Raw genomic sequence first — 24,603 nt, 5'->3', positions numbered from 1 at the left:
CACCCAGGCCAGGACGTGATGCTGCCACGCGGCCCGGGACCACGCGTGCGGCACCCGCGAGAAATTGTCGTACCCCCCGGTCATGATGGATGCGTGACCGACGTGCTCGAGCTGTTCTCGCCCGCCACCCGCGACTGGTTCGCGGGTGCCTTCGCCGCGCCCACGCAGGCGCAGGAGGGCGCGTGGCGGGCGGCGCAGGCGGGCGAGCACGCGCTGGTCGTGGCGCCGACCGGCTCGGGCAAGACGCTGGCCGCGTTCCTGTGGGCGCTGGACCGGCTGGCGGTCGAACCACCGGCCGCCGAGGCCCAGCACCGCTGCCGGGTGCTCTACGTGTCGCCGCTGAAGGCGCTGGCGGTGGACGTGCAGCGCAACCTGCGGGCGCCGCTGGCCGGCATCAGGCAGGCCAGTCACCGGCTCGGGCGCACGCCGCCGGACATCACGGTGGGCATGCGCACCGGCGACACCTCACCGGCCGAGCGGCGGGCGTTCCTGAAGACCCCGCCGGACATCCTGGTGACCACGCCGGAGTCGCTGTTCCTCATCCTCACCTCGTCGGCGCGCGAGTCGCTGCGCGGCGTGCAGACGGTGATCCTGGACGAGGTGCACGCGGTGGCCGGCGGCAAGCGCGGCGCGCACCTGGCGCTGTCGCTGGAGCGGCTGGACGCGTTGCTGCCGAGGCCGGCGCAGCGGATCGGCCTGTCCGCGACGGTGCGCCCGATCGACGAGGTCGGCTCGTTCCTCACCGGCGGCCGTCCGGTGCGGGTGGTGCAGCCGAAGACGGCGAAGACGATCGAGGTGCGGGTCGAGGTCCCGGTCGAGGACATGGCGAACCTGGACGCGCCGGCGCCGGGCCCGCTGGAGCGGCTGGACGCGATGCTGCCCGCCGACGACGGCCCGCCGGACGAGCCGGCGGCGGTGCGCAGGCCGTCGATCTGGCCGTCGGTCGAGCAGCGGGTGCTGGAGCTGATCCGGCAGCACCGGTCCACCATCGTGTTCGCCAACTCGCGGCGGCTGGCCGAGCGGATGACGGCGCGGCTCAACGAGCTGGCCGCGGAGCAGACGGAGCTGTCGGCCGAGCAGCGGTTCCCGGCCGAGGCCATCGGCGAGTCCGGGCTCACCACGGGCGCCGAGGCGACGGTGGCGAAGGCGCACCACGGTTCGATGTCGCGCGAGCAGCGGACGCGCGTCGAGGAGGAGCTGAAGTCCGGGCTGCTGCCGTGCGTGGTCGCCACGTCGTCGCTGGAGCTGGGCATCGACATGGGCGCGGTCGACCTGGTCGTGCAGATCGAGGCGCCGCCGACGGTCGCGTCCGGGCTGCAGCGCGTCGGCCGGGCCGGGCACCACGTGGGCGCGGTGTCCACGGGGGTGATGTTCCCGAAGTTCCGGGGTGACCTGGTGTCGTGCGCGGTGGTGTCGGAGCGCATGACGGCGGGGGCGATCGAGGCGGTGCGCTACCCGCGCAACCCGCTCGACGTGCTGGCGCAGCACATCGTGTCGATGGTGGCGCTGGAGCCGTGGTCGGTGGAGGACCTGGCCGCCACGGTCCGCCGGGCCGCGCCGTTCACCGCGCTGCCGGACGACGCGTTGCTGGCGGTGCTGGACATGCTGGCCGGCCGGTATCCGAGCGAGGAGTTCGGCGAGCTGCGCCCGCGCATCACGTGGGACCGGGTGACGGGCGAGCTGCGCGGGCGGCCGGGGTCGCAGCGGCTCGCGGTCACCTCCGGCGGCACGATCCCCGACCGCGGGCTGTTCACGGTGATGACGCCGGGCGGCGACGGCAGCCCGGGCTCGCGGGTGGGCGAGCTCGACGAGGAGATGGTCTACGAGTCGCGGGTGGGCGACACGATCCTTCTGGGCACGTCGTCGTGGCGGATCACCGACATCACGCACGACCGGGTCATCGTGGTGCCAGCGCCGGGCGAGCCGGCGCGGATGCCGTTCTGGAAGGGCGACGCGCCGGGCCGGCCGCTCGAACTCGGCCGCGCGCTGGGCGCGTTCGTCCGTGAGCTGTCCAGTTCGGACGACGAGAAGGCACGCGAGCGGGCCCGCCAGGCGGGTCTGGACGAGCTGGCGTGCGACAACCTGCTGACGTACCTGACCGAGCAGCGCTCGGCGACGCGGCACGTGCCCAACGACCGCACGATCCTGCTCGAACGGTTCCGTGACGAGCTGGGCGACTGGCGGGTGGTGCTGCACTCGCCGTTCGGCGCGCAGGTCAACGCGCCGTGGGCGCTGGCGATCGCGGCGCGGCTGCGGGAACAGCGCGGGGTGGACGCGCAGGTGATGCACTCCGACGACGGGATCGTGCTGCGCCTGCCGGAGGCGCTGGACAGCGAGGGCGCCGAGGTCACGATCGGCACCGACGACGTGCTGATCGAGCCCGAGGAGGTCGAGCAGATCATCGTCGCCGAGGTCGGCGGCTCGGCGCTGTTCGCCGCGCGGTTCCGGGAGTGCGCGGCGCGGTCGCTGCTGCTGCCGCGGCGCGATCCGCGGCGGCGCACGCCGCTGTGGCAGCAGCGCCAGCGGGCCTCGCAGCTGTTGTCGGTGGCCGCGAAGTACGAGCGGTTCCCGGTGGTGCTGGAGGCGATGCGCGAGTGCCTGCAGGACGTCTACGACGTGGGCGGGCTGCGCGAGCTGATGGCCGACGTGCGGGCGCGGCGGGTGAAGGTCGCGGAGGTGGAGACGCCGTCACCGTCGCCGTTCGCGCGCAGCCTGATGTTCGGCTACGTCGGCATGTTCCTGTACGAGACGGACGCGCCGCTGGCCGAGCGCCGGGCGGCGGCGCTGTCGCTGGACTCCACGCTGCTCGCGGAACTGCTGGGCACCGAGGCGATCCGGGAGCTGCTCGACGCCGAGGTGGTCGACGAGGTCGAGCGGTCGTTGCAGCGGCTGGAGCCGGACCGGCACGCGCGCAACGCCGAGGAGACCGCGGACCTGCTGCGGTTCCTGGGTGATCTGTCCGACGCGGAGGCCGCCGCCCGGGGCGTGCGGCCGGAGTGGCTCGACGAACTGGTCGCGCAGCGGCGGGTGATCCGCGTGCGGATCGCGGGTGAGGACCGGAACCTGTCCATCGAGGACGCCGGCCGGGTACGGGACGCGCTCGGGGTGGCGCTGCCGATCGGCGTGCCGGAGGCGTTCACCGAACCGGTCGCCGATCCGCTCGGGGATCTGCTGGCCCGGTACGCCCGCGTGCGCGGACCGTTCTCCGCGCACCAGGCCGCGGACCGGTTCGGGCTCGGGCCCGCCGTGGTGACGGGCGTGCTCGACCGGCTCACCGCCGAGGGCCGCCTGGTGCGCGGCGAGCTGCGGCCGGTGGGGCACCCGGAGACCTCCGGGGCGGGCACCGAGTACTGCGACGCGGCGGTGCTGCGGCGGTTGCGGTGGGCGTCGCTGGCGCGGCTGCGGGCCGAGGTCGAGCCCGTGGAGCCCGCGGCGCTGGGCCGGTTCCTGCCGTCCTGGCACGGCATCGGGGCGCGGATGCGGGCCGCGCCGAGCGTCGACGACGTGTTGTCGGTGGTCGAGCAGCTCGCGGGCGCGCCGCTGCCGGCGAGCGCGCTGGAGTCGCTGATCCTGCCGAGCCGCCTGCCCGGGTACTACCCGGCGCTGATGGACGAGCTGATGACCGCGGGCGAGGTCGTGTGGTGCGGCGCCGGCGCGCTGGCCGGTGGCGACGGGTGGGTGTCGCTGGCGCCCGCGGACGTGGCCGACCTGCTGCTGCCCGAGGCCGACGAGGAGGCGCCGACCAGCCCGTTGCACGAGGCGATCCGCTCCGCGCTGGAGGGCGGCGCGTTGTTCTTCCGGCAGCTGGTCGACCGGGTGACGCCGCTGCTGGACAGCGCGCCGAACGACGCGGACGTGGTGGGCGCGCTGTGGGACCTGGTGTGGGCCGGCTCGGTCACCGGCGACACGCTGGCCCCGCTGCGGGCGCTGGTGTCGGGCAAGGGCGCGGCGCACAAACCGCGTCCGGCGGCGCCGCGCAGCCGGTACGGGCGGATGCGGGCGGGCCGTCCGGCGATGCCGTCGCGCACCGGGCCGCCGACGGTGGCGGGGCGGTTGCCGCTGGCGCCGCTGCGTGAGTCCGACCCGACGCGGCGCACGCACGCGCGGACGGAGGCGTTCCTGGAGCGGCACGGTGTGCTGACGCGGGGCGCGCTGGAGACCGAGCGGGTCACCGGCGGGTTCTCCGGGATCTACAAGGTGCTGCGGGCGATGGAGGACTCGGGGCAGGTGATCCGCGGCTACGTCGTGGAGGGCCTGGGTGCCGCGCAGTTCGCGGCACGCGGTGCGGTGGACCGGCTGCGGGCGTTGTCCGATCCGGGCGGGTCCCGGCGGCCGGACGCCATGACCGACGCGGTGGTGCTCGCGGCGACGGACCCGGCCCAGCCGTACGGCGCGGCGCTGTCCTGGCCGGCCGCGCTGGGTGACACCAAGCACCGTCCGGCGCGCAAGGCCGGGGCGCTGGTGGTGCTGGTCAACGGGGTGCCGGCGCTGTACGTCGAACGGGGCGGGCGGTCGCTGCTGTCGTTCACCGAGGACGAGCCGACGCTGAAGGCCGCCGCGCACGCCCTGTCCCGCGCGGTGCGGGAGGGCTGGCTGGGGCAGCTGGCCGTCCAGCGCGCCGACGGCGAGCAGGCGCTCACCTCGGCGCTGGCCGACGTGCTCCGGGACGCCGGGTTCCGCGCGACGCCGAAGGGACTGCGACTACGAGCCTGAGATCACTCGACCCTCCGTTGGCTCACTCCGGGCGAACACGATTTACTTTTCGTGACCCGATCGAGTGAGAGGACGACCTGATGGCGTTGCGGGAGCTGCGGTACTTCGGCGACCCGGTGCTCAAGACGGTCTGCGAGCCCGTGACCAAGTTCGACAAGGGGGTCGAGCAGCTGGTGACCGACCTGCTCGACACGGTGCGGCCGGCCGGGCGCGCCGGGCTGGCGGCGCCGCAGATCGGGGTGAGCCTGCGGGTGTTCAGCTACGAGGTGGACAACCTGTTCGGGTACGTGATCAACCCGGAGATCGTCGAGCTGTCCGAGGAGACGCACGAGATCAACGAGGGCTGCCTGTCCGTGCCGGAGCTGTGGTTCCCGACCCGCCGGGCGAAGCGCGCGGTCGTGAAGGGGGTCGACCTGCGCAACGAGCCGGTCACCGTGGAGGGCGAGGGCGTGCTGGCGCAGTGCCTCCAGCACGAAACCGACCACCTCGACGGAACGCTCTACCTGGACCGGCTGGAGAAGGACCGGAAGCGGGAGGCGCTGAAGCAGGCGCGGGACAAGGACTGGTTCTGGAGCCGCTGACGCCACCCCGACCCCGGCGGAGCCGAGCCGACGCAGCACCGCGGCCTGGCCACCACCCCGGCAAGGCCCGAACCGACGCGGCATCAGCAGGCACCACCCCGGCGAAGCCGAGCGACCCGGCACCACGGCCATGACCGGCGGGCTGCGCCCAGCAGCCATACCCCGGCGCCGATCCCGGCGAAGTCGCGCTGACCAGCACCAGCAGTCCTGCCCCGGAGGGGGCAGTGGCCACCCCGGCTCCCGAACGGCACGGTTGGACGGCCGCCACCGGCGGCACACCTCAGCGCCGTGTGCCGTGGAGCGCCGCACAGCGTTTCCCACCATGGGCGACGCTTGAATGCCGCGTGCGCGAGGGCGGCCGAAGCTACACCTCACCCAGCACGCGGGCCCCCGCCGCCGCCAGGCCGATCCGCAACAGCCCCTCCTCCTCCGGGGGCTCCGGCGCCAGCCCCGCCCGCTGGGCGGTGCGGTAGATCCCGTCCCGGCCCGGCAGTGACACCGCCACCAGGCGCCGGCATCCCCGCGCCGTGGCGATCTCCGCCAGGCGCTTCATCAGCGCGGTGCCCACGCCGTTGCCTTGCCAGGCGTCCTCGACCAGCAGCGAGACCTCGGCGATCTCGCCCGTCGCGCCCGGGATGAGCTGTCCCACGCCGACCACCTCGCGTCCGCACACCGCCAGCAGGCTCAGGCCCCGCGGCGGCACCAGCAGGCGGTGCAGCCACCGGCGCGGCATCGTGCGCATCCCGGTGTGGTAGCGCGCGAAGAGCGTCGTCATCGAGCACCGGGCGTGCATCGCGGACACCGCCTCCGCGTCGCCGGGCTTGCCTTCGCGCAGCACGATCGCCGCGCCATCCGCGCAGGTCAGCGCCAGCGGGCTGGTCACGTTGCGCCGGGCGCGGTCCAGCAGCCCCAGCAACGCCTCCGCGCGGGCCAGTTCCAGCTGCACGAACGGCGCCCACCGCCGCCGCGCCACCAGCGCCGTCTCCCCGTCCACCGCGAACACCACGCGATGACCGCCCTCGACGCGGGCCGGGTTCGCCTCGGCCAGCGGGACGACCGTGACCAGGTCCGCGGCCAGCACCTCGCGCAGCACCTCGGCCCGGCGGGACGGATCGTCGACCGCCCGGCCGGCCGCGGTGAGCGTCGCGGCGGAGGCGTCCACCAGCTCACGCACGTCGGCGTCCGTGATGGACGCGCACTCGCAGCCCTCGGCCCCGATCGCCGTGACCAGCTGCTCCTTGGTCAGCCCCGTCGCGGGCCGGATCACCACCTCGTCGAGCACGCCGCCGGGCACCGGCAGCACGGTCAGGCCGAGGATGTTGCACTCCAGGTCGGCCATCCGGATGGCGATGCGCGCCAGCATGCCCGGGTGGTCGTCCATCCGGATGCGGACGCGCCAGATCACCGAGCCGTCCGCCTCGGCCATCACCGGCCGCGGCACCGTCTGCGCTCTTCGCGTGCGAATCTCCATCGGGTAACGATCGCGCGCGGTTGTTGCCGGCCGTGGGCGCGGGTGTTTCGCCCTTGTCAGGGTGCCGCGCCGGAAGGCAACGGCGCCGAAACACTCAGCGCGGCGACAACACGCAGAACTCGTTGCCCTCGGGATCGGTCAGGACCTCCCAGGTGACCTCGCCCTGCCCGAGGTCGATCCGCCGCGCGCCGAGCCCGCACAACCGGTCCGCTTCGACGGCCGTGTCGCCGTCCGCGAACGGGGCCACGTCCAGGTGCAGCCGGTTCTTGTGGTCCTTGGGCTCGTCGCTGCGCAGGAACTCCAGCCACGGCCCGCGCCCGGTCGGCGCGCGCAGCCCGACGATCTCCGGCTCCTGGCTGGCGATCCGCCACCCGGTGGCGTCCGCCCAGAACCCCGCCAGCGCCAGCGGATCCCGGGCGTCCACGACGACCGCCGCGACGGCCTCCGTCGTGGTGTAGCCGGGCCGCGGTTCGAGCACGCAGAACTCGTTGCCCTCCGGGTCGGCCAGCACCACCCAGGGCACCTCGCCCTGCCCGATGTCGATCCGCCGCGCGCCCAGGGCCAGCGCCCGGTCCACCTTCGCCGCCTGGTCCTCCGGTGAGGCGCTGGGCAGGTCCAGGTGCACCCGGTTCTTCACCGCCGGGTCCTTCGCCTCGGGGACCGTGACGAAGACGAGGTCGATGCCGTCCGCGGGCGCCTCGACGGCGACCTCCTCGTCGTCTTCGAAGGTGATCGGCCAGCCCAGCAGTTCCGACCAGAACTCCGCCAGCTGCCTGCGCCGGTTCGCGTCGATCACGAGACTGTCCAGTCGCGTCGCCATGACGGCGACGATATCCGGCAACGCTTCCCCACGCCCGGATTTATTTCGTCGCCAGCCGCAGCAACGCCCAGAACTGGCCGATCGGATCGTCGCTGCGCTCCCAGGTCACCGATCCGTGCCCGAGCCGGCCCCACAGCCACTGGTAGACCGCCATCGGCGAGCCGGTGACGATCCCGTCGGCCCGTTCGGCGTCGGCGTCGGAACAGCGCCACGCGACCGTCTCGCCGGGCCCGGCGCGGGCGATCCAGTTGTGGCCGCCGGTGCGGATGGCGACCGTCCCGGTGGACGTGCCGGACAGCCCGAGCATCGGCAGCCGCTGCCCGAACCACAGCGCCAGGACCTCGTCCACGCCGTCGATGGCCACGTCGTCGCCGACCTCGGCCACGATCACGTCCGCGGCGTTCTGGACGTCGATCCGGTGCACGGTGGTCTCGTGCGCCATGCGGCGGCACCAGAACCCGTACGTGCGGTCCGCCGGCCACCAGCTGGCCGCGTACTCGGCCGGATCGTGCGAGGTCAGCTCGCGGTGCAGCGCCGCGAGCCCCTCCCGCAGGTACTCCTCGCCGCTCTGGCCGTCCGCCGGGTTCTCCTGCCAGACCCGGGGGCGCCTGCCCTCGGTCATCCAGCCGGTGGCGACCCGGTAGACGCCGCCGACGTGCCGGACCACCTCGCCGATCGTGAGACCGGGCGTGGTGGGCACCGGCGTGTCCGGCGCCGCTTCCCGCGCCGTCGCGGTGAGCAGCTCGGCCTCGGCGCCCAGTACGTCCAGCAGGCGGTCGTGGCCGACGAGTGCTTGCCCGCTCATCGCCGCCGGGGTGCCTTCCCCAGGGCAGGCGGCGCGTCGCACTGCCGCGCCCGGCCCGGCCTGGTCACCGGCTCCCGCCCGTGCACGAGGTTGCGAGCCAGCTCGACGAACGACGCGGCCTGGCGCAGCAACTCCTCCGCCCGTTCGGCGGTGACGCGACGGGTGTTGCCGGCCTGGGCGGCGGCGCGGGCGGCCGAGTGCGCGGCGAAGTACGCCGTCCAGTCGGTCAGCTCGGGTGCCGCCGTCTCGAGCAGCACCCACACGCTGGCCGGGCGGGCCCGGCCGCGGTGCGGACGGCCGCGCGCGGCGAGCACCGCGGCGCCCGCGCGGAGCGCGGCCAGGTAGGCCGCGATGAACTTGGGTGCCGGCTGGGCGGCGTGCCGGGCTTCGGCGATGCCCCGCCGGGCGTCGGCGAGCAGGGCCGTGGCGGCGGGGGCCGCCGGCGGACGGACCGGTAGCGGCAGCGCCGGCTGCCTCTCCTCGGCGTGGGATGCGACGGCAATGGACATTGCCCCTCCCTTGCGGACAACGTGCGGTGGCGGCCACCCGGTGCCGAAACGCTTCCCCCGTTCCGGCACCGGGTGTCCTGACCGGCGAGCGCTCACCGGATGTCGAACTCTTGTTCGATCGACTTCCAGAGTAGCTTCGAACACCTGTTCGTTCAAGTCCTCGAATGACGTGGTGTGCCGCACTCGACCGCGTTCGATCACACGATCGGGGAATGCCGAATCTCCGCCGGAACCGCACCGGGTGACGCGGCGACCTGCAGGACGTCACGCCGGGCCGGTCCGCCCCCAGCCCACCTGCCCGGTGTCACTCGCCCCGGCGGCGGAACTTCTCCGCGGCTCCGGACGACCTTGACCCGGGGGCCTCCCCACACCCGATTCCCCACGGAAGGTGCGTCCATGCTGCTGCGGCGTCTGTCCGTCCTGGCCGGTGCGCTGATCACCGCTCTCCTGGTCGCCGCGCCGGCCGCGCTGGCCCACACCACGTTGCAGAGCAGCGACCCGGCCGAAGGCGCGGCGCTGTCCGCCGCGCCGAGCCAGGTGAGCCTCAAGTTCGGCGGCTCGTTCACCCTGCCCGCCGAGCCGATCCGGATCACCGGCCCCGAAGGTGCGCAGTGGACGGTCGGCCCGGCGACGGTGACCGACCGGACCCTCACCGCGCCGGTCCAGCCGTCCGGTCCGGCCGGGGCCTACGTGCTCACCTGGTCGATCGTCGCGGCCGACGGCGACCCGATCACCGGCCGGATCAACTTCTCGCTCACCGCGCCGGCCTCCACACCGTCGCCCTCGGCGGCACCGTCGTCGGCGCCGGTTCCCCCGGCGACCCAGGCCCCGCAGGCCGCCGAGCCGTCCGGCGGCGGGTTCCCGGTGTGGGCCTGGGTCGTCATCGCGGTGGTCGTGGCCGCCGCCATAGCCGGCACCGTCGCGGTCATCGTCCGGGGGCGGCGCTCCGCGAGCTGAGGGCGGTGTCGATGACCTCCCGGCTGTCCGCCAGCAGTGCCTGCGCCGCGGTGCGTCCCGTCGCGGCCAGGTACGCGTCGACCAGCCGGTTGCCGACGGCGTAACCGGCGCCGGTGGGCAGCCCGACCGGGGTGGCGCCGTACCGGATCGCGTGGGCGTCGCCGTGCACCCACGCGGTGAAGTTCTGCATCCCGGTCACCTCCAGGCCGGACACGACCTTGTCGAACACCGCGTCGTCGTGCAGGTGCGGCACGCCGACGCGGGCGTAGCCGAGCTCGTCGCCGTACAGCTGGCGCGCGAACGCGTCCGCCAGCCCCTCGGACACCACCTGCTCCCCCACCGTGACCGTCGCCGGGTTCCACACGACACCGCCGCGGGAGTAACGGAGGTTGTGGTTCAGCTCGTGGACCGCCGTCGCCTCCAGCCGCGCCAGGTTCTCCGGGTACGGCCAGAAGTTCAGGAAGATGTAGCCGGACACGCTGCCGTTGGCCGTCATGCCCAGGCTCGGGCCCAGGAAGTGCTCGTCCCCGGGATCGCCGAGAACGATGAGCACGGTGAGGTCGGGCACCGTGATGTCCGGGGTCGCGTCCAGCTGCACGGCGACCGCGTCGTGCAGCGCCCGCTCGATCCGGCCCCACGCGTCGGCCTCGCGCAACGCCTCCAGCGCCTCCAGGCACCGGTCCTCGTCGCGGTCGATCGGGAAGCCCGAGCCCATGCGGTGCATGGCGACGAGGTCGACCTCGCCCGGGAAGTAGCGGTACATGCCCGCCGCGGGCCGCAGCATCGCGTCGAGCAGCGCGGGCCGCTCCACTCGCGGGGCGCGCAGGATCCGCCGCATGGCGGGGTAGGTGTCCAGAACCGTGATCGTCATACGCGGGACGCTAAAGTCTCCCGCCACTGGAGACTCAAACCGATTTCCTACAGCATCGGCACGAGCATCGCCGCCATGCCGGCACCCATCACCGCCCGGGTGGCTCCGGCCCCGCCGCGGATCACGCGCCAGCCGGACACGGCGGTGTCGGCGGCGAAGTAGACCACCAGGCCGGCCATCACGGCGGGCAGCAGGAACCCGGCGGACGCGGCGGAGTGCCCGCCGTGGTCACCGCTCGTCGCGGGCGCGCCGTCCATGGCGCTGACCATCGCGAGCATCGCGACCGCACCCAGCAGGTGGTGCGTCGCCGCCGAACGCCACCGGGGCACGCCGGGCGCGGCGCGGAACAACGTCGCCGCGAACCACGCCGCCATCGCCACGAACACGACCTGCCACGCGAGCGCCGGAACCGAATTGCCCCACGGCACGGACATCAGCGCCATCGCCACGGCCATCACCGCGTGCGCGAGCGCGGATTCCCGGTCACCGGTCACCCCGTCGCGGCAGGCCGCCCACGACCGGGCGCCGGGCGCGAGCACCTGGGCCAGCGCGCCGATCGCGAGCACCGTGAACAGGCCGGCCAGCGACCAGCCGAGCCACGCCGGGGAGGAGAACATCGGCACACGATATCGTTGGCGGGCAAGGAAAAGCAGGTTCGCCGGGTGGGCGTGAAAAGACCCACGCCCGGGAACTCCGGGCCCGCCGCGGACGACTGACCGGGGATACGCGTCGCCGCCCGTCGCGGCGCGTGATCTCATATCGGTATGAGCAGCCTGGACCATCCGGCGGTCGCCAAGGTCGCTGCCGCGCTCGCCGAGGCGGGCAGGCACGACGCCGCTGCCGGCATCCGCATCCTGCCGGCCGAGGTGCGCACGGCCGCGCAGGCCGCCGAGGCCCTCGGAGTCGAGGTGGGCGCGATCGCGAACAGCCTCGTCTTCCGCGCGGTGTTCGCCGACCGGACCGCCCCGCTGCTGTCGCTGACCTCGGGCGCCCACCGCGCCAACACCGCAACCCTGGCCGCGCTGATCGGCGCCGAGTCGGTCGAGAAGGCGGATCCGGCGTTCGTGCGGGAGCACACCGGCCAGGCCATCGGCGGCGTCGCCCCGCTCGGGCACCCGGCGCCGGTGCTCACCCTCGTCGACACCGCGTTGCGGGCCTACGACACCGTGTGGGCGGCGGCCGGGCACGCGAAGTCGGTCTTCCCGACCACGTTCGCCGACCTCGTGGCCGTGACCGGCGGACAGCCCGCGGACGTGGCGTCATGACCACGTCCCTGCACTACGCGCGGCTGTCCGCCGACGACTTCCGCGCCCGGTTGCGGGAGGCGCTGGCGATCTACGTCGAGGCGATGCGCTACCCGCCGGGCACGGCCGAGCAGCGCGCCCCGATGTGGCTGACGCACGCGCTGCGCGAGGGCTGGCGCTGCATCGCCGCGCTCGACGCCGAGGGCACGATGCTCGGCATCGCCTACGGCTACCGGGGCGCGCCCGGCCAGTGGTGGCACGAGCAGGTGCGGCGCGGGCTGACCTCGGCCGGCGGCGAGCAGCTCGCGCAGCGGTGGCTGGCCGACTACTTCGAGCTGACCGAGATCCACGTCCGCCCCGCGAGCCAGGCCCGCGGGATCGGTGAGGACCTGCTGCGCCGCCTGCTCGACGGCGTGCCCAACCGGCACGTGCTGCTGTCGACGCCGGAGGGGCCGAGCCGGGCGTGGAAACTGTACCGGCGCATGGGGTTCGTCGACGCGCTGCGCGACTACCACTTCGCCGGTGATCCACGCCCGTTCGCCATCCTCGGCCGCGCCCTGCCCCTGGAGCCTCAGGACCGCAGGTAACCGACCAGCAGTCCGGCGGCCAGCAGCCCGGCGCCGCACCAGCCCTGGATGCCGAGGTCCTCGTGCAGGACGACGGCGGACAGGATCGCCGCGGTGAGCGGTTCCAGCAGCGTCGCCAGCGCGGCGATCACCGGCCGCGCGGCACCGAGGACGCGGAAGTACAGCACGTAGCCGAGCCCGGTGGGCACGACGCCGAAGTACACCGCGACCGCCAGCACGTCGAGCCGCAGCGGCAGCGCCATCCCGAGGACCAGCCCGGCGGGCAGCAGCAGCAAGCCGCCGGTGAGCAGGCCGAACGCGGTGGTGCGCTGGTAGTCCAGGCCCGCGACGGGACGGCGCAGTGCCAGGGCCAGCACGCTGAACACGGCGCCGGCGGCCAGCGCGAACGCCACGCCGCCGAGCAGCCGCCAGCCGCCCTGCCCGGGCGTGGCGGACAGCAGCGCCAGCCCGGCCAGCCCGAGGGCGACCGACACCAGGGTCAGCGGACCGGGCAGCTGCCGGGCCCGCACGGCCGTGGCGGCGGTGACGAACACCGGCACGCTGCCGATGGTCACCATGGTCGCGGTGCCGACCGAGGTCAGCGTGACCGCCGCGAAGTAGGAGGCCTGGAACGAGCCGAGGAGCCCGCCGGCCAGGGCGATCCGGCGGACCACCGGCTTGGTCCAGACCATTCCGCGCAGGTTCCGGGTGACCCACAGGAACAGCACGAGCGCGGCGCCGCCGATCAGCAACCGGTACGTGGCAACGGAAATCGGGGACAGGCCACCGCGGGTGGCGAGCAGGGACCCGGACAGGCCACCGGTGCCCCACAGCACCCCGGCGACCAGCAAGGTGAACGACGAACGAGCGCGCACGGGCGCGTCGACGGAAACGGACATGAAGGATTCGCTCCAGCGTCTGATGTGGACAGTGCCGCGGACGCGGGGCGATGCGGCACCACGGAACCCGTGGTGCTTGGTGAAGCCGCAAGTGTGCGGCGTGCAGCGACCGCCCCGCTAGGCCGGGGGCGGCGGCGTGACCAGGAAGACCCGGTGCATCAGCACATCCTTCAGTCGTTGTTCATAAGCGGCGGAGCCGCTTGCGGTGGGCTGTCAACCGGCACCGCCGCGGGTTCTGAGGTGGCTCCTCGCGAGGACAGCGCCGACGTGGTGAATGGGCATTCATGAGGAGGCGATCCCACAGCGAGGGGCCGCCTCAGGTTCTGCTACCCGCACCGCCACGCAAGCCAAAGTAAAACTCCCCTAGTCGAGTTCGGCGAGTTGTTCGCGCAAGGTGTCCAGGCCCATGCCGCCCAGGCGGAGGGCCTTCGTGTGGAAGTCCTTGAGGTCGAAGGCGTCGCCCTGGCGCTTGCGCGCGTCCTCGCGCGCCTCGATCCACAGGCGCTCCCCCAGCTTGTACGCCGGGGCCTGGCCGGGCCACCCGAGGTAGCGGTCGATCTCGTCGCGCACCAGCGGCTCGTCGGTGATCGTGCGGGTCAGCATGAACTCCAGGCCGAGGGCGGGCGTCCACCGCTCGCCCTCGTGGAACCCGGTGCCGGACGGGATCTCCAGCTCCAGGTGCATGCCGAAGTCGACGATCACGCGTGCGGCGCGGAACAGCTGCTCGGACAACATGCCCAGCAGGTCGCCGTCGTCGGCGAGGTAGCCCAGGTCCTGCATCAGCCGCTCGGCGTAGAGCGCCCAGCCCTCGCCGTGGCCGGAGGTGAACGCCAGCAGCCGCTGGAACCGGTTGAGCGACCGCTCGTGCACCGCGGTGGCGATCTGCAGGTGGTGGCCCGGCACGCCCTCGTGGTAGACGGTGCTGACCTCGCGCCAGGTGGTGAACTCGTCGCGGCCCGGGGGCAGCGACCACCACATGGTGCCGGGGCGGGTGAAGTCCTCGTTCGGGCCCGTGTAGTACGCGCCGGCGCCACCGCCGGGCGGCGCGATCCGGCAGTCCAGGGCCATCAGCGGGTCCGGGATGTCGAAGTGCTTGCCGCGCAGCTCGGCCAGCGCGTTGTCGGACAGCTGCTGCATCCACCGTTGGAAGGCGTCGCGGCCCTGAACGCGGTAGCGCGGGTTCGCGTCCAGCGCGGCGGCGGCGTCGGCGAGGGTGCCGCCCGGCGCGATGCGCTCGGCGACGGCCTTCATCTCCGCCTCCAGGCGCAGGAACTCGGCCCAGCCCCACTCGTAGGACTCGCGCGGGTCGAGCTTGGCGCCGATGAAGTACCGCGACCAGAGCCGGTAGGCGTCCTCGCCGACGGCGTCCTTCGTGCGGGCCTTCGGCGCCAGCTCGGCGCGCAGGAACCCGGCGAGCTCGGCGTAGGCCTCCTGGGCGGCGCGGGCACCGCGGTCGAGGTCCTCGCGCACGGCACCCTCGGGCGCTCCGGCGACCAGGTTCTGGAAGAAGCCGGTCTCCCCGGACAGCCCGGCCCACGTCTCGGCCTGCTCGGCGACCTTGGTGACCTGGCGCAGCGCGGGCGCGTTGCCGGCCTCGACGGCGGCCAGCAGCGACGCGCGGATACCGTCGACCGCGTCCGGGACCTTGGCCAGGCGCTGGGCGATGGTGGCCCACTGCTCGGGCGTGTCGGTGGGCATGAGGTCGAACACCATGCGCAGGTCCTGCACCGGGCTCGCGATGACGTTGAGCGACGCGACGTCCAGGCCGGCGTCGTGGATCTCCAGGTCCAGCCCGATCCGCTCGGTGAACACCGCCTTGGCCGCGCGCTCCCCGGCGTCGGCCGGCGCGGCGGCGGTGACGGCGTCCAGCGCCCGCCGCGCCAGGGCGGCGCGGGCGGCGTGGCCCTCCGGCGAGTAGTCGGTCAGCTGGTCGTCGTAGCCCGGGATGCCCATCTCGGTGGCCGCGACCGGGTGCGCGGCGGCGAAGTCCTCGACGAACTGGTCACAGATCTGGTGCACGCCCATGGATGCAACCTACCGAACGCGGCAACCGGGTTTACGCACGCGCGGGCACCAGGCCGAGCCTGCGAACCACCTCACGCGTCGCCTTGGAGCGGTTGAAGGTGTAGAAGTGCAGGTCCGGCACGCCTTCGGCGATGAGCCGCTCACACAGCTCGGTGACCACGTCCAGCCCTTCGGCGCGGAACGCCTTGGGGTCGCCGGCCAGCGGTTCGAGCCGGTCGAGCAGGCGGCGCGGCGCGGGCGCGCCGGACAGGCGGATCGTGGTGTGCAACGTGCGCGGCGTGGTCAGCGGCATCACACCGGGGATGAGCAGCGCGTCACAGCCCGCGGCGGCGACCCGGTCGCGCAGCCGCAGGAAGTCCTCGGCCTCGAAGAACAGCTGGGCGATGCCGAAGTCGGCGCCGGCGCGGAACTTGCGCACCAGGTACTTGGTGTCGGTGTCCAGGTCCAGCGAGCGCGGGTGGCCGTAGGGGAACGCGGAGACGCCGACGCAGAAGTCGCCCAGCGAGCGGACCAGCGCGACCAGTTCCTCGGCGTAGCTCAGGCCCTGCGGGTGCGGCACCCACTCGCCGTACGGGTCGACCGGCGGGTCGCCGCGCAGCGCGAGGATGTTCCGCACGCCGACGGCGGCGTACCAGCCGATGACGTTGCGCAGCTCGGCGACGGAGTGGTCGACCGCGGTCAGGTGCGCCATCGGCACCAGCGTGGTCTCGGTCGCCACCCGCGCGATGCTGCGGATGGTGCCGTCCCGGCTCGACCCGCCCGCGCCGTAGGTGATCGACATGTACGCGGGGTCCAGCGGCTCCAGCTCGCGGATCGACCGCCACAGCACGGCCTCGTCCGCCGCGTCGCGGGGCGGGAAGAACTCAATGGAGAACGCCGGGGACTCCCCTCGCAGGCGCTCGATCACCGACGTCATGCGCGCAATGGTAACCGGTGTCCGAAAGGTGGGAAACGAGGTCCGCCACTTGGGAACGGCTAACGCACCCCGGCCGCGGCGGGTTGGCCGGCTTCGGCCTGGGCGCCCCACCGCCGCGCGAGCACCGCGCAGATCATGAGCTGGGCCTGGTGGAACAGCATCAGCGGCAGCACGATCAGGCCGACCGTCTGCGCCGGGAACAGGACCGCGGCCATCGGCAGCCCGCTGGCGAGGCTCTTCTTCGACCCGGCGAAGATGATCGCGACGCGGTCCGCGCGGTCGAAGCCGAGCTTCGGCGTGACCAGCTTGAGGATCCAGAACACCGCGTAGAACAGCGCCAGGTTGACCACCACCAGCGCGCCGAGCGCGAGCGGGGTCAGCTGGTGCCAGATCCCGGCGACAACACCTTCGCTGAAGGCCGCGTAGACCACCAGCAGGATCACGGTGCGGTCGGCGCGGCCGAGGATCTTCTTGTGCCGCGTGAGGAAACCGCCGATCCAGCGCCGCGCGATCTGCCCGGCGACGAACGGCACGAGCAGCTGCAGCACGATCGAGGTCACGGCGTCGAGCGAGAAGCCGTTGCCGGTGCTGTGCAGCAGCAGGGCGACCAGCAGCGGCGTGACGACGATGCCCAGCAGGCTGGAGAACGACGCGGCGCAGATGGCGGCGGCCACGTTGCCCTTGGCGATCGAGGTGAACGCGATCGAGGAGTTCACCGTCGACGGCAGCGTGCACAGGAAGATGACGCCGGCCACCAGCGCGGGGGTCAGCACGCCGGGTTCGAGGAGTTTCGTGGCGAGGCCGAGCAGCGGGAACAGCACGAAGGTGGAGACGAGGATCACCAGGTGCAGCCGCCAGTGCTTGAACCCGGCCACGGCCTCGGCGGTGGACAGGCGCGCGCCGTAGAGGAAGAACAGGGCGCCGACGCCGATCGAGGTGACCCAGGAGGCGACCTCCGCGCCCTGGCCGCGCGCCGGTACCAGGCAGGCGATCCCGACCGCGGCGAGGATGCCGAGGATGAACGGGTCGATGCGGAGCTTGGCGAGGAGCGCGGCTGGGCTTTTCACGTCTTCGATCGTCCGCTGAAGTGCGCCGATTGTGAAGTATGATGAAGGGCATAACTGCTATCGCGATTCGCGATGGAGGTCGCGGTGCTCGATCCGGTGTGGCTGCGGACGTTCCTGACGGTGGCCGAGACGCGTAGTTTCACGCGCGCCGGGCAGCGGCTCGGGCTGCGGCAGTCGACGGTGAGCCAGCACGTGCGCAAACTCGAGGAGGCCACGTCGCAGCAACTCCTGCTGCGCGACACGCACTCGGTTGCGCTGACGCCCGACGGCGAGGCGATGATCGGCTTCGCCGGGACGATCCTGGAGGACATCGAGCGGGCGCTGGCCTACTTCGCCGGGCCGGAGCTGCGCGGGCGGGTCCGGTTCGGCGCCTCGGAGGACTTCGTGGTCGGGCCGCTGCCGGAGATCCTGCGCGAGTTCCGGCGGCTGCACCCGCTGGTCGACCTGGAACTGACGGTGGACCTGTCCGGCGTGCTGCACGAGAAGCTGCGCGCGGGCGAGCTGGACCTGGTGCTGGGCAAGCGCCGCGCGGGTGACGAACCGGGTAGTCCGTTGTGGACGGACCCGCTGGTGTGGGTGGGGCGCGAGGGGTTCACGCTGGAGCCGGGCGCGCCGGTGCCGCTGATCGCCTACCCGCCGCCGAGCATCACCCGCGCCCGGGCACTGGAGTCGTTGCAGGACAACGGGAAGCCGTGGCGGATCGTGTGCACGAGCGGCAGCCTGAACGGCCTGCGCGCCGCGGCCCTGGCCGGGCTGGGGGTCGTGGTGTTCGCGCGGAGCCTGATCCCGGCCGGGCTGGTGGAACTGCCGCCCGGCCACGGCCTGCCCGTGCCCGGCGAGGTGCAGTTCCTGCTGACGACCCGGTCGGCCACACCACGCGGCCCCACGGCGGCCCTGTCGGAGGCGATCCGCGCGGAGGCCAGCAGGCTGCACGGGTAGGCCCGCGCTACGGATGCCCCAGCTCCAGAGGTCTCCAAGCAGCAGCACGCGGTGGAGTGCTGCATCAACCGGCTCAAACGCAACCGGGCAATGGCCACCGGCGGGGTCAGGGCACGCCGGCCAGCCGCAGCAGCGCCGTGACCGCCGCGGCGGTCACGAGCACCACCAGGAACGGCGCCTTCCGCCAGGCGAGGACGCCGCCGACCGCGACCCCGATCGGGCGGGCGAACCCGGCGAAACCGTGCCCCTCCGTCAGCGCGCTCGTCGCCACCACGGCGACCAGCAGGACCGTCGCCGAGATCGTCATCAGGTTCTGCACCCTGGGCGGCATCCGGGTCTGCAGCAGCGGCCCGGCGAACCGGAACGCGAACGTGCCCACGGCCAGGACCGCGATCGCGATCAGCAGGGTCGTCATCGCCGCCCCACCAGCACCAGCACGCCGGCCAGCGCGAGCAGCACCGGCAGGCCCGCGGGCAGGACCGGCGTCACGGCGAGCGCGATCACCGCGCCGGCCAGCGCCGCGTGACGGGTCGGCCGGTCCCGCAGCGACGGCAGCACCAGCGCGAGCAACACGGCCGGGAACGCGGCGTCCAGCCCGAACGCGTCGGTGTCGCCGATGGCCGTGCCCGCGAACGCACCCGCGACCACCCCGACGTTCCAGCACACGAAGATGCTGATCCCGCACGCCCAGTACGCGGCGCGGCGGCGCCCGGCGTCCTCCTCCGCCATCGCGAACGCCACGTTCTCGTCGGTCATCAGGTGGCTGCCCAGGACGCGCCCGCGGCGGCCGAGCACGTCGCTGACCGCCATACCGAACGGCAGGTGCCTGCTGTTCACCAGCAGCCCGGCGACTGCCGCCGCGAACGGGCTGCCCCCGGCGGCCACCAGCCCGACGAACAGGAACTGGGACGCACCGGCGAACACCAGCAGCGACATCACCACCGGCAGCCAGGCGCCGAAGCCGGATCCGGTGCTGATGGCGCCGTAGGACACGCCGACGACCCCGTCGGCGAGCGCCACCAGGGCGACGTCGCGCACCAGGCGACGGTCGAGTGTTCGGTAGATCGTACGCATCGCCTTCTATACTGAACAGACGCACGACTGTTCGTCAAGCCGAACAACCGGACTTCTGGAGCGAACAAGCATGGCCGAGCGCGGCGCACCACTCGACGTCATCGCGGCTTCCCTGCGGCGCGAACGCGCCCGCACTGGGCTGTCCCTCACGGAGGTCGCCAAGCGGGCGGGTATCGCCAAGTCGACGTTGTCCCAGCTGGAGGCCGGCGGCGGCAACCCGAGCGTGGAGACGCTGTGGGCGCTGAGCGTGGTGCTCGACGTGCCGTTCGCGCGGCTCGTCGAACCGGTGCGGCCGCAGGTGCAGGTCATCCGCGCCGACGAGGGCCCGACGTTCTACTCCGAGCGCTCGGACTACGTCGCGACGCTGGTGGCGTCCTGCCCGCCGAACGCGCGCCGCGACCTCTTCCGGATCGCGGCCGAGCCGGGCCCGCCGCGCCGCTCGGACCCGCACATGCCGGGCGTGGTGGAGCACGTGGTCCTCAGCGCGGGCCGCGCCCTGGTCGGCCTGGTCGACGAGCCGGTGGAACTCGCCCCCGGTGACTACATCGCCTATCCCGGCGACGTGGAGCACATCTTCCAGGCCCTGGAACCCGGCACGCGCGCGGTGCTCGTCTCCGAGCACAGCTAGATGACAGGTCGAAGAGGTGGATTGTCCAGCGCCACTTCGACTCCACCGTGGGGCACTTCTGATCGGCCGACCGGACGCTGGCCCGGCTGGTCGCCGACCGCGCGGCGGAGGTGGCCGGGGACCGGGCGCCGGACCGGCAGGAGCACCGCATCACCGCGGCCGGCCGGGCGGCTCTCGCCGAGTGGCTCGCCAGTGAGCCGGAGCGCCACGTCGAACGGGACCCGTTCCTGGCGCGTGTGTTCTTCGGCGACGGTCTCGACGACGACGGCCTCCGGCCGCTGCTCGCCCGGCACGGGAGGAGGTCCGGGCGCGGCTGGCGCGTTTCGAAGACATGCGATCCGCAACCACCGCGGCGCCCGGCTCCGCCTGGCGACGCTGGACAACGGGATCGCGCACCTGCGCACCGAACTCGCCTGGCTCGACGCGGTCGAGGAGGAGATCGCGTGACCGGCTTCCCCGAGGTGCACCCCGCCCGCACGGACACCGCGCACCCCGCCGCTGGTGATGTTGCACGGCGGCAACGCGGCGAACTGGATGTGGGAGCCGCAGGTCGCCGCCCTGACGGATCGGACGGTGCTCACCCCGGACCTGCCCGGGTTCGGGGAGCGGGGCGGCGAGGACTGGCCGGGTCTGGACGCGGTGGCCGACGACGTGGTGGCCCGGGTGAGCGCGCGCCGCGTGGACGGCCCGTTCGATCTCGTCGGGCTCTCGCTGGGCGCGGTGACGGCGGTGCGGGTGCTGGCCCGGCATCCCGGCCGCGTGCGCTCGGCGTTCCTGACCGGGGCGCCGCTCGCGCGGCCCGGCGCGGCGGTGCGCCACGTCGCCCGGCTGCAGCTGCTGTTCTGGCGGGCGCCGTGGTTCTGGCGGGCCCTGGCCGCGGGGTTTGGGCTGCCGGCCGGGGCCCGCGAACGCTATGTGGCGCACGGGTTGTCGGTGCGCCGCGAGACCGCGTCCGCGATGTTCGCCGACGTGTACGCGCGCGGCGTGCCCGCGGGCGTGGGCGACTACGCGGGCCCGCTGCTGGCGATCGCGGGTGAGAAGGAGGACGTGGTGGTGCGCCGCTCCCTGGCGACGCTGGCCCGCATCGCGCCGCAGGCCCAGGTGCGGCTCGCGCCGGGCATGCACCACATCTGGAACGTGGAGGACACCGCGCTGTTCAACGAGGTCCTGCGAGCCTGGCTGACCGGCACGACGGACCCGCGGCTCCTCCCGGTGCGCTAGAACACGGCCACCGCGGCCGCCGGGTCCGGGGCCGCCAGCCCGTGCCGCTCGCGGACCAGCACCGCCGGCGTCACCCCGGCCAGCTCACGCGCCAGGTGGGCCTGGCCGGCGTACCCCGGCGTCCGCGAACACTCCCACCACACCCTGCTCGACGACCAAACTCCAGCCACCCCTGAACCAACTCCACCGCACAGCACACCTAGAACACGGCCACCGCGGCCGCCGGGTCCGGGGCCGCCAGCCCGTGCCGCTCGCGGACCAGCACCGCCGGCGTCACCCCGGCCAGCTCACGCGTCTCACGCGTCAGGTGAGCCTGATCGGCAAACCCGGCGGCCGCCGCGGAGTCCGCCAGCGACGTCGGGCGGGCGGCGTCCGCACTGCGCAGGAAACGCTGGAACCGCGCCACGCGCTGCAGCGCCTTCGGCCCCAGGCCGGCCTGCTGAACGACCAGCCGGCGCAACTGGCGGCCGGTCAGCGCCACCTCCTCCGCCACCGAGTCCAGCGACGCGCCGCGCCAGATCCGGCTCACCGCGTGGCGGACGCGCGCATCACCCGGCCGGGGACGCAGCACCGACGGGAACGACCCGTGCCACACCGACTCCGCGACCGCCCGCGCCGCGGCGTCCGGCAGCACCGCGGTCAGCGGCACCACCGCGTCCCGCACCTCGTGCCCGGGCAGGCCCAGCACCGCCGCGATCGCCTCGGTGCGCAGCCGCAGCCCGCGCAGCTCCGCGCCGGGCGGCAACCGGTGCAGCGCCGGCGACAACGTCGGCCCCACCAGGTAGGCCGCGCCGGTCGAGGCCACGATCACTTCCGCCGCCGCGTCCGGCACCACCCGCTGCACGAACTCGCCCGGCACCCGCTGCGCCCACCAGCAGCGCACGACACCGGAACCCACCCATTCGCGGTAGGTGTCCGTTTCGTTCAAGGCGTCCCCCGTCGCGGCTGCCATGCTGCCGAGTATGGAACAAAGCGTGCAGATCATCACGGTGTCCACCCAGGACCTCGATGCCGCCAGGGGGTTCTACGTGGACGGGCTCGGCTGGCAGCCCTTGCTGGACGTGCCCGGCGAGATCCTGTTCTTCCAGGTCGCCCACGGGGTCGCGCTCGGCCTGTTCGACGCCGTGAAGTTCGCCGAGGACCTGAACACCACCGACGTCACCGGCCCCGCCGGGCTCACCCTGTCGCACAACCTGCCCGGCCCGGACGAGGTGGACCGCCTCCTGGCGGCCGCGGAGCGGGCCGGCGCGGAGATCCTCAAACCCGGGCAGCGCGCCGCGTTCGGCGGCTACCACGGCCACTTCCGCGACCCGATCGGCCTCATCTGGGAGATCGCGCACAACTCCGGCTGGGCCGTGGACCCCGACGGCACGGTGCGGATCGGCCTCATCGAGGCCTAAAGCGTGTCCTCAAAGTCGGTGGTTCGAGCTGGTTCGATCTTGGGTTGTGGTGCGTGGGCACGAGCTGCCTGATGAGCAGTGGCAGATGATCACGCCAACGGCCGGTCCCGCGGCGGACCCACCACCAAGATCCACCTCGCCTGCGACGGTCACGGACGGCCCTTGTCGATCGTGGTGACCGGCGGCGCCGCGGCCGGGCCGGTGGACGCCCACCGGCCTTCGACCGCGCCAGCCACAAACGCCGCAACATCGTCGAACGATGCTTCGACCGCCTCAAACAGTTCCGCGCCACCGCCACCCGATTCGACAAGACCTGAGCTTGCCCCCGTTCGCCGGACACTTCGGGTGTGGGGTCAGTGATCTTGGTCTGACTCCGTGTGCAGGGCTTCAAACGTGACGGGGCTGTGCATTCCGATTTTGGAATGTCTCCGTTTCGGATTATACCAGCATTCTATCCATTCGAAGATGGCATTGGCAAGTTCCTCGCTGGTTTTCCACTGTTTGGAGTCGAGGAGTTCGAGTTGCAGGGTGCCCCAGAAGGATTCCATCATGGAATTGTCGTAGCAGTCGCCGACGGTGCCCATCGAGGCGAGCAGGCCAGCTGATCGGAGTCGCTGACCAAACGCCCAGGATGTGTATTGCGCGCCGTGGTCGGAATGTAGGATTGTGGTTCCGGTTTCGGGGTTTCGGCGGAGAATGGCCATGCCGAGTGCGTCGGTGACCAGTTCGGAGCGCATGTGGTCGGCGATCGACCAGCCGATGATGAGCCGGGAATAGGCGTCCATCACTGCCGCGCAGTACACCTTTCCGTCCTCGGTGGGGTGCTCGGTGATGTCGGTGATCCACAGGCGGTTTGGCTGGTCCACCGTGAAGTTGCGGTTGACCAGGTCAGAGGCCGGTTCTGCGGCGGGGTCGCGCACGGTGCAGCCTCGTCGGCGGCGCCGGTAGAGGCCCTGGATGCCGGCCTGTCGCATGAGTCGTGCGACCCGTTTGTGGTTGACCGGCAGGCCCAGCCCGAGCGTGAGCTCGGCGTGCACCCGCGGCCAACCATAGGTGCCGCGCGACTCGGCGTGAATGGACCGGATGTGCTTGAGTAACAATTCGTTCTCCTCGTCACGAGCGGCGGGCGGCCGCGTGTGCCACTCGTAATAGCCGGAACGGGAAACCTTCAACACCCGGCAGGCCACCGCGACATCAATACCGTCGTCGGCTAACTCGCGGACCAGCGGGTAGATTACTTTGGGAGGATGTTTTCCCGGGCGAAATAGGCCGCTGCCCGTTTAAGGATCTCGTTCTCCAACTCGAGCTGCCGGTTCTTCTTCCGCAGCTCGGCCAGTTCCTTCTTCTCCGCACTGGTCAGCCGCGCCGAACTACCGTTCTCATCGGCGTCCGCCTGGGCCATCCAGTTCCGCAGACACGACTCGCTGATGCCCAGGTCCTTCGCCAGCGCAGCGACCGGTTTGTCGCCCAGACGGGCCAACTCGACGGCGCGCTGACGGAACTCAGGCGGGTGTGGTGCAGGCACCGCAACATCCTCCCCGGTAACCGACGGTCACCTCAGGTTAGGTGTCCGGGCCACAGGGCCAAGCTCAACCGCCACCTCCTACCGGAGCACGATCGACCTCGCCACACCGCTCATCTGGCTTTGCGGGACTGTTTCAAGATCGGTGTTTCTGGCCCGACACGCCGGGCTGAGGTCCGGCGGGATGGGCACTGTGAGTGATGACATCTGGGGCTGTGACTCCACGTAAGAGTGAGAAGCGGTTGTCGCCGGAGCAGGCCGCTGCGGTGGCGATGGTGGCCGAGGCCCGGCAGCGGGGGCTGGAGCTGACCGGCCCGAACGGGCTGTTGAAGCTGTTCACCAAGAACGTGTTGGAAACCGCGCTGAATGAGGAGA

At 72.8% G+C, this 24,603-nt stretch carries 25 protein-coding genes and 2 pseudogenes; 12 read left to right on the top strand and 15 right to left on the bottom strand.

Annotation, left to right across the window (positions count from 1 at the left end):
* Positions 1-93 precede the first annotated feature (93 nt).
* Complete coding sequence (locus tag D0D28_RS23920; protein ID WP_116112552.1) at positions 94-4,713, top strand: ATP-dependent helicase; 4,620 nt, start codon at positions 94-96, stop codon at positions 4,711-4,713.
* A gap of 80 nt (positions 4,714-4,793) precedes the next feature.
* The gene (def, locus tag D0D28_RS23915; RefSeq protein ID WP_094007471.1) at positions 4,794-5,294 is read left to right on the top strand and encodes a peptide deformylase; all 501 of its coding nucleotides are present in this window, start codon (positions 4,794-4,796) and stop codon (positions 5,292-5,294) included.
* Between the two features lie 364 nt (positions 5,295-5,658).
* Here the strand turns inward: def and D0D28_RS23910 are convergent, their stop codons facing one another.
* The 4 genes from D0D28_RS23910 to D0D28_RS23895 form a co-directional block, all read right to left on the bottom strand.
* Positions 5,659-6,720, bottom strand: a complete 1,062-nt coding sequence (locus D0D28_RS23910; protein ID WP_240323328.1) for a GNAT family N-acetyltransferase — start codon at positions 6,718-6,720, stop codon at positions 5,659-5,661.
* 139 nt (positions 6,721-6,859) lie between these two features.
* A complete protein-coding gene (locus D0D28_RS23905; protein ID WP_116112546.1) occupies positions 6,860-7,585 on the bottom strand; it encodes a VOC family protein in 726 nt (241 codons plus the stop codon).
* A 40-nt stretch (positions 7,586-7,625) separates the two neighbouring features.
* A complete protein-coding gene (locus D0D28_RS23900) occupies positions 7,626-8,390 on the bottom strand; it encodes a maleylpyruvate isomerase N-terminal domain-containing protein (protein ID WP_094007468.1) in 765 nt (254 codons plus the stop codon).
* Complete coding sequence (locus tag D0D28_RS23895; RefSeq protein WP_116112544.1) at positions 8,387-8,899, bottom strand: SAV_6107 family HEPN domain-containing protein; 513 nt, start codon at positions 8,897-8,899, stop codon at positions 8,387-8,389. The genes D0D28_RS23900 and D0D28_RS23895 overlap by 4 nt, the downstream gene beginning before the upstream one ends.
* 396 nt (positions 8,900-9,295) lie before the next feature.
* On the opposite strand from D0D28_RS23895, the gene D0D28_RS23890 reads away from it, so the two are divergent.
* Positions 9,296-9,856, top strand: a complete 561-nt coding sequence (locus D0D28_RS23890; protein ID WP_116112541.1) for a copper resistance CopC family protein — start codon at positions 9,296-9,298, stop codon at positions 9,854-9,856.
* Here the strand turns inward: D0D28_RS23890 and D0D28_RS23885 are convergent.
* On the bottom strand, positions 9,825-10,727 hold the full coding sequence (locus D0D28_RS23885; RefSeq protein WP_094007465.1) for a DUF2268 domain-containing protein: 903 nt from the start codon (positions 10,725-10,727) through the stop codon (positions 9,825-9,827). The genes D0D28_RS23890 and D0D28_RS23885 overlap by 32 nt on opposite strands.
* Before the next feature lie 47 nt (positions 10,728-10,774).
* Complete coding sequence (locus D0D28_RS23880; RefSeq protein WP_116112588.1) at positions 10,775-11,344, bottom strand: DUF5134 domain-containing protein; 570 nt, start codon at positions 11,342-11,344, stop codon at positions 10,775-10,777.
* Positions 11,345-11,491: 147 nt separating this feature from the next.
* Here D0D28_RS23880 and D0D28_RS23875 point away from each other — a divergent pair, with 147 nt between their 5' ends.
* Both D0D28_RS23875 and D0D28_RS23870 read left to right on the top strand, forming a co-directional pair.
* On the top strand, positions 11,492-11,992 hold the full coding sequence (locus tag D0D28_RS23875; protein ID WP_094007464.1) for a YbaK/EbsC family protein: 501 nt from the start codon (positions 11,492-11,494) through the stop codon (positions 11,990-11,992).
* On the top strand, positions 11,989-12,558 hold the full coding sequence (locus D0D28_RS23870) for a GNAT family N-acetyltransferase (protein WP_116112539.1): 570 nt from the start codon (positions 11,989-11,991) through the stop codon (positions 12,556-12,558). The genes D0D28_RS23875 and D0D28_RS23870 overlap by 4 nt, the downstream gene beginning before the upstream one ends.
* Here D0D28_RS23870 and D0D28_RS23865 read toward each other — a convergent pair.
* The 4 genes from D0D28_RS23865 to D0D28_RS23850 all read right to left on the bottom strand — a co-directional run bounded on the left by D0D28_RS23865 (position 12,543) and on the right by D0D28_RS23850 (position 17,444).
* Positions 12,543-13,436 carry a DMT family transporter gene (locus D0D28_RS23865; RefSeq protein ID WP_116112536.1) on the bottom strand — a complete coding sequence of 298 codons (894 nt, stop codon included), beginning with the start codon at positions 13,434-13,436 and terminating at the stop codon, positions 12,543-12,545. The two genes, D0D28_RS23870 and D0D28_RS23865, sit on opposite strands and share 16 nt — an antisense overlap.
* A gap of 363 nt (positions 13,437-13,799) precedes the next feature.
* Positions 13,800-15,461: a DUF885 domain-containing protein gene (locus D0D28_RS23860; protein WP_116112533.1), complete on the bottom strand. Its 1,662-nt coding sequence runs from the start codon at positions 15,459-15,461 to the stop codon at positions 13,800-13,802.
* Between the two features lie 31 nt (positions 15,462-15,492).
* Complete coding sequence (locus tag D0D28_RS23855) at positions 15,493-16,377, bottom strand: methylenetetrahydrofolate reductase (RefSeq protein ID WP_116112530.1); 885 nt, start codon at positions 16,375-16,377, stop codon at positions 15,493-15,495.
* Positions 16,378-16,436: 59 nt separating this feature from the next.
* Positions 16,437-17,444: a bile acid:sodium symporter family protein gene (locus D0D28_RS23850; protein ID WP_116112527.1), complete on the bottom strand. Its 1,008-nt coding sequence runs from the start codon at positions 17,442-17,444 to the stop codon at positions 16,437-16,439.
* Positions 17,445-17,516: 72 nt separating this feature from the next.
* On the opposite strand from D0D28_RS23850, the gene D0D28_RS23845 reads away from it, so the two are divergent.
* Positions 17,517-18,383, top strand: coding sequence for a LysR family transcriptional regulator (locus D0D28_RS23845; RefSeq protein ID WP_116112525.1), 867 nt, complete (start codon positions 17,517-17,519; stop codon positions 18,381-18,383).
* Positions 18,384-18,489: 106 nt separating this feature from the next.
* Here D0D28_RS23845 and D0D28_RS23840 read toward each other — a convergent pair whose 3' ends face one another.
* Both D0D28_RS23840 and D0D28_RS23835 read right to left on the bottom strand, forming a co-directional pair.
* Positions 18,490-18,798, bottom strand: coding sequence for an AzlD domain-containing protein (locus D0D28_RS23840; RefSeq protein WP_116112522.1), 309 nt, complete (start codon positions 18,796-18,798; stop codon positions 18,490-18,492).
* Positions 18,795-19,457: an AzlC family ABC transporter permease gene (locus D0D28_RS23835; protein WP_094007456.1), complete on the bottom strand. Its 663-nt coding sequence runs from the start codon at positions 19,455-19,457 to the stop codon at positions 18,795-18,797. The genes D0D28_RS23840 and D0D28_RS23835 overlap by 4 nt, the downstream gene beginning before the upstream one ends.
* A gap of 70 nt (positions 19,458-19,527) precedes the next feature.
* Here D0D28_RS23835 and D0D28_RS23830 point away from each other — a divergent pair, with 70 nt between their 5' ends.
* The 3 genes from D0D28_RS23830 (at position 19,528) to D0D28_RS23820 (ending at position 21,306) form a co-directional block, all read left to right on the top strand.
* The gene (locus tag D0D28_RS23830) at positions 19,528-20,085 is read left to right on the top strand and encodes a helix-turn-helix domain-containing protein (RefSeq protein ID WP_094007455.1); all 558 of its coding nucleotides are present in this window, start codon (positions 19,528-19,530) and stop codon (positions 20,083-20,085) included.
* Positions 20,086-20,277: 192 nt separating this feature from the next.
* On the top strand, positions 20,278-20,532 hold the full coding sequence (locus D0D28_RS36270; RefSeq protein ID WP_205413341.1) for a hypothetical protein: 255 nt from the start codon (positions 20,278-20,280) through the stop codon (positions 20,530-20,532).
* A 57-nt stretch (positions 20,533-20,589) separates the two neighbouring features.
* The gene (locus D0D28_RS23820; RefSeq protein ID WP_240323327.1) at positions 20,590-21,306 is read left to right on the top strand and encodes an alpha/beta fold hydrolase; all 717 of its coding nucleotides are present in this window, start codon (positions 20,590-20,592) and stop codon (positions 21,304-21,306) included.
* Here D0D28_RS23820 and D0D28_RS35795 read toward each other — a convergent pair.
* Positions 21,303-21,476 (bottom strand): hypothetical protein, encoded by a 174-nt coding sequence (locus tag D0D28_RS35795; RefSeq protein WP_162831171.1) that lies wholly within the window; start codon positions 21,474-21,476, stop codon positions 21,303-21,305. The genes D0D28_RS23820 and D0D28_RS35795 overlap by 4 nt on opposite strands.
* Before the next feature lie 29 nt (positions 21,477-21,505).
* Positions 21,506-22,258, bottom strand: coding sequence for a helix-turn-helix domain-containing protein (locus D0D28_RS23815; protein WP_116112519.1), 753 nt, complete (start codon positions 22,256-22,258; stop codon positions 21,506-21,508).
* 10 nt (positions 22,259-22,268) lie between these two features.
* Here D0D28_RS23815 and D0D28_RS23810 point away from each other — a divergent pair, with 10 nt between their 5' ends.
* Positions 22,269-22,706 (top strand): VOC family protein, encoded by a 438-nt coding sequence (locus D0D28_RS23810; RefSeq protein WP_094004409.1) that lies wholly within the window; start codon positions 22,269-22,271, stop codon positions 22,704-22,706.
* A 93-nt stretch (positions 22,707-22,799) separates the two neighbouring features.
* Positions 22,800-23,023: pseudogene (locus D0D28_RS23805) on the top strand (hypothetical protein); the annotation flags it as partial.
* 36 nt (positions 23,024-23,059) lie between these two features.
* Here the strand turns inward: D0D28_RS23805 and D0D28_RS23800 are convergent.
* Positions 23,060-24,231, bottom strand: a protein-coding gene (locus D0D28_RS23800; protein ID WP_369806867.1) for an IS3 family transposase whose coding sequence is annotated in 2 segments (ribosomal slippage) — positions 23,060-23,943 and positions 23,943-24,231 — 1,173 coding nt in all. Because the reading frame shifts where the segments join, the coding sequence is not laid out codon by codon here.
* A 212-nt stretch (positions 24,232-24,443) separates the two neighbouring features.
* Here D0D28_RS23800 and D0D28_RS36970 point away from each other — a divergent pair.
* Positions 24,444-24,603, top strand: a pseudogene (locus D0D28_RS36970) (IS256 family transposase); the annotation flags it as partial.

The sequence above is a fragment of the Amycolatopsis ruanii genome (assembly GCF_003385175.1).
GTDB classification, from domain to species: domain Bacteria; phylum Actinomycetota; class Actinomycetes; order Mycobacteriales; family Pseudonocardiaceae; genus Amycolatopsis_E; species Amycolatopsis_E thermalba.
This window is presented reverse-complemented; position numbering and strand designations above follow the sequence as displayed.

Coding starts and splice junctions, on each gene's coding strand:
- def (WP_094007471.1), top strand. CDS start 4,794: ATGGCGTTGCGGGAGCTGCGGTACTTCGGCGACCCGGTGCTCAAGACG.
- D0D28_RS23910 (WP_240323328.1), bottom strand. CDS start 6,720: ATGGCCGAGGCGGACGGCTCGGTGATCTGGCGCGTCCGCATCCGGATG.
- D0D28_RS23905 (WP_116112546.1), bottom strand. CDS start 7,585: ATGGCGACGCGACTGGACAGTCTCGTGATCGACGCGAACCGGCGCAGG.
- D0D28_RS23900 (WP_094007468.1), bottom strand. CDS start 8,390: ATGAGCGGGCAAGCACTCGTCGGCCACGACCGCCTGCTGGACGTACTG.
- D0D28_RS23895 (WP_116112544.1), bottom strand. CDS start 8,899: ATGTCCATTGCCGTCGCATCCCACGCCGAGGAGAGGCAGCCGGCGCTG.
- D0D28_RS23890 (WP_116112541.1), top strand. CDS start 9,296: ATGCTGCTGCGGCGTCTGTCCGTCCTGGCCGGTGCGCTGATCACCGCT.
- D0D28_RS23885 (WP_094007465.1), bottom strand. CDS start 10,727: ATGACGATCACGGTTCTGGACACCTACCCCGCCATGCGGCGGATCCTG.
- D0D28_RS23880 (WP_116112588.1), bottom strand. CDS start 11,344: ATGTTCTCCTCCCCGGCGTGGCTCGGCTGGTCGCTGGCCGGCCTGTTC.
- D0D28_RS23875 (WP_094007464.1), top strand. CDS start 11,492: ATGAGCAGCCTGGACCATCCGGCGGTCGCCAAGGTCGCTGCCGCGCTC.
- D0D28_RS23870 (WP_116112539.1), top strand. CDS start 11,989: ATGACCACGTCCCTGCACTACGCGCGGCTGTCCGCCGACGACTTCCGC.
- D0D28_RS23865 (WP_116112536.1), bottom strand. CDS start 13,436: ATGTCCGTTTCCGTCGACGCGCCCGTGCGCGCTCGTTCGTCGTTCACC.
- D0D28_RS23860 (WP_116112533.1), bottom strand. CDS start 15,461: ATGGGCGTGCACCAGATCTGTGACCAGTTCGTCGAGGACTTCGCCGCC.
- D0D28_RS23855 (WP_116112530.1), bottom strand. CDS start 16,377: ATGACGTCGGTGATCGAGCGCCTGCGAGGGGAGTCCCCGGCGTTCTCC.
- D0D28_RS23845 (WP_116112525.1), top strand. CDS start 17,517: ATGGAGGTCGCGGTGCTCGATCCGGTGTGGCTGCGGACGTTCCTGACG.
- D0D28_RS23840 (WP_116112522.1), bottom strand. CDS start 18,798: ATGACGACCCTGCTGATCGCGATCGCGGTCCTGGCCGTGGGCACGTTC.
- D0D28_RS23835 (WP_094007456.1), bottom strand. CDS start 19,457: ATGCGTACGATCTACCGAACACTCGACCGTCGCCTGGTGCGCGACGTC.
- D0D28_RS23830 (WP_094007455.1), top strand. CDS start 19,528: ATGGCCGAGCGCGGCGCACCACTCGACGTCATCGCGGCTTCCCTGCGG.
- D0D28_RS23820 (WP_240323327.1), top strand. CDS start 20,590: ATGTTGCACGGCGGCAACGCGGCGAACTGGATGTGGGAGCCGCAGGTC.
- D0D28_RS23815 (WP_116112519.1), bottom strand. CDS start 22,258: ATGGCAGCCGCGACGGGGGACGCCTTGAACGAAACGGACACCTACCGC.
- D0D28_RS23810 (WP_094004409.1), top strand. CDS start 22,269: ATGGAACAAAGCGTGCAGATCATCACGGTGTCCACCCAGGACCTCGAT.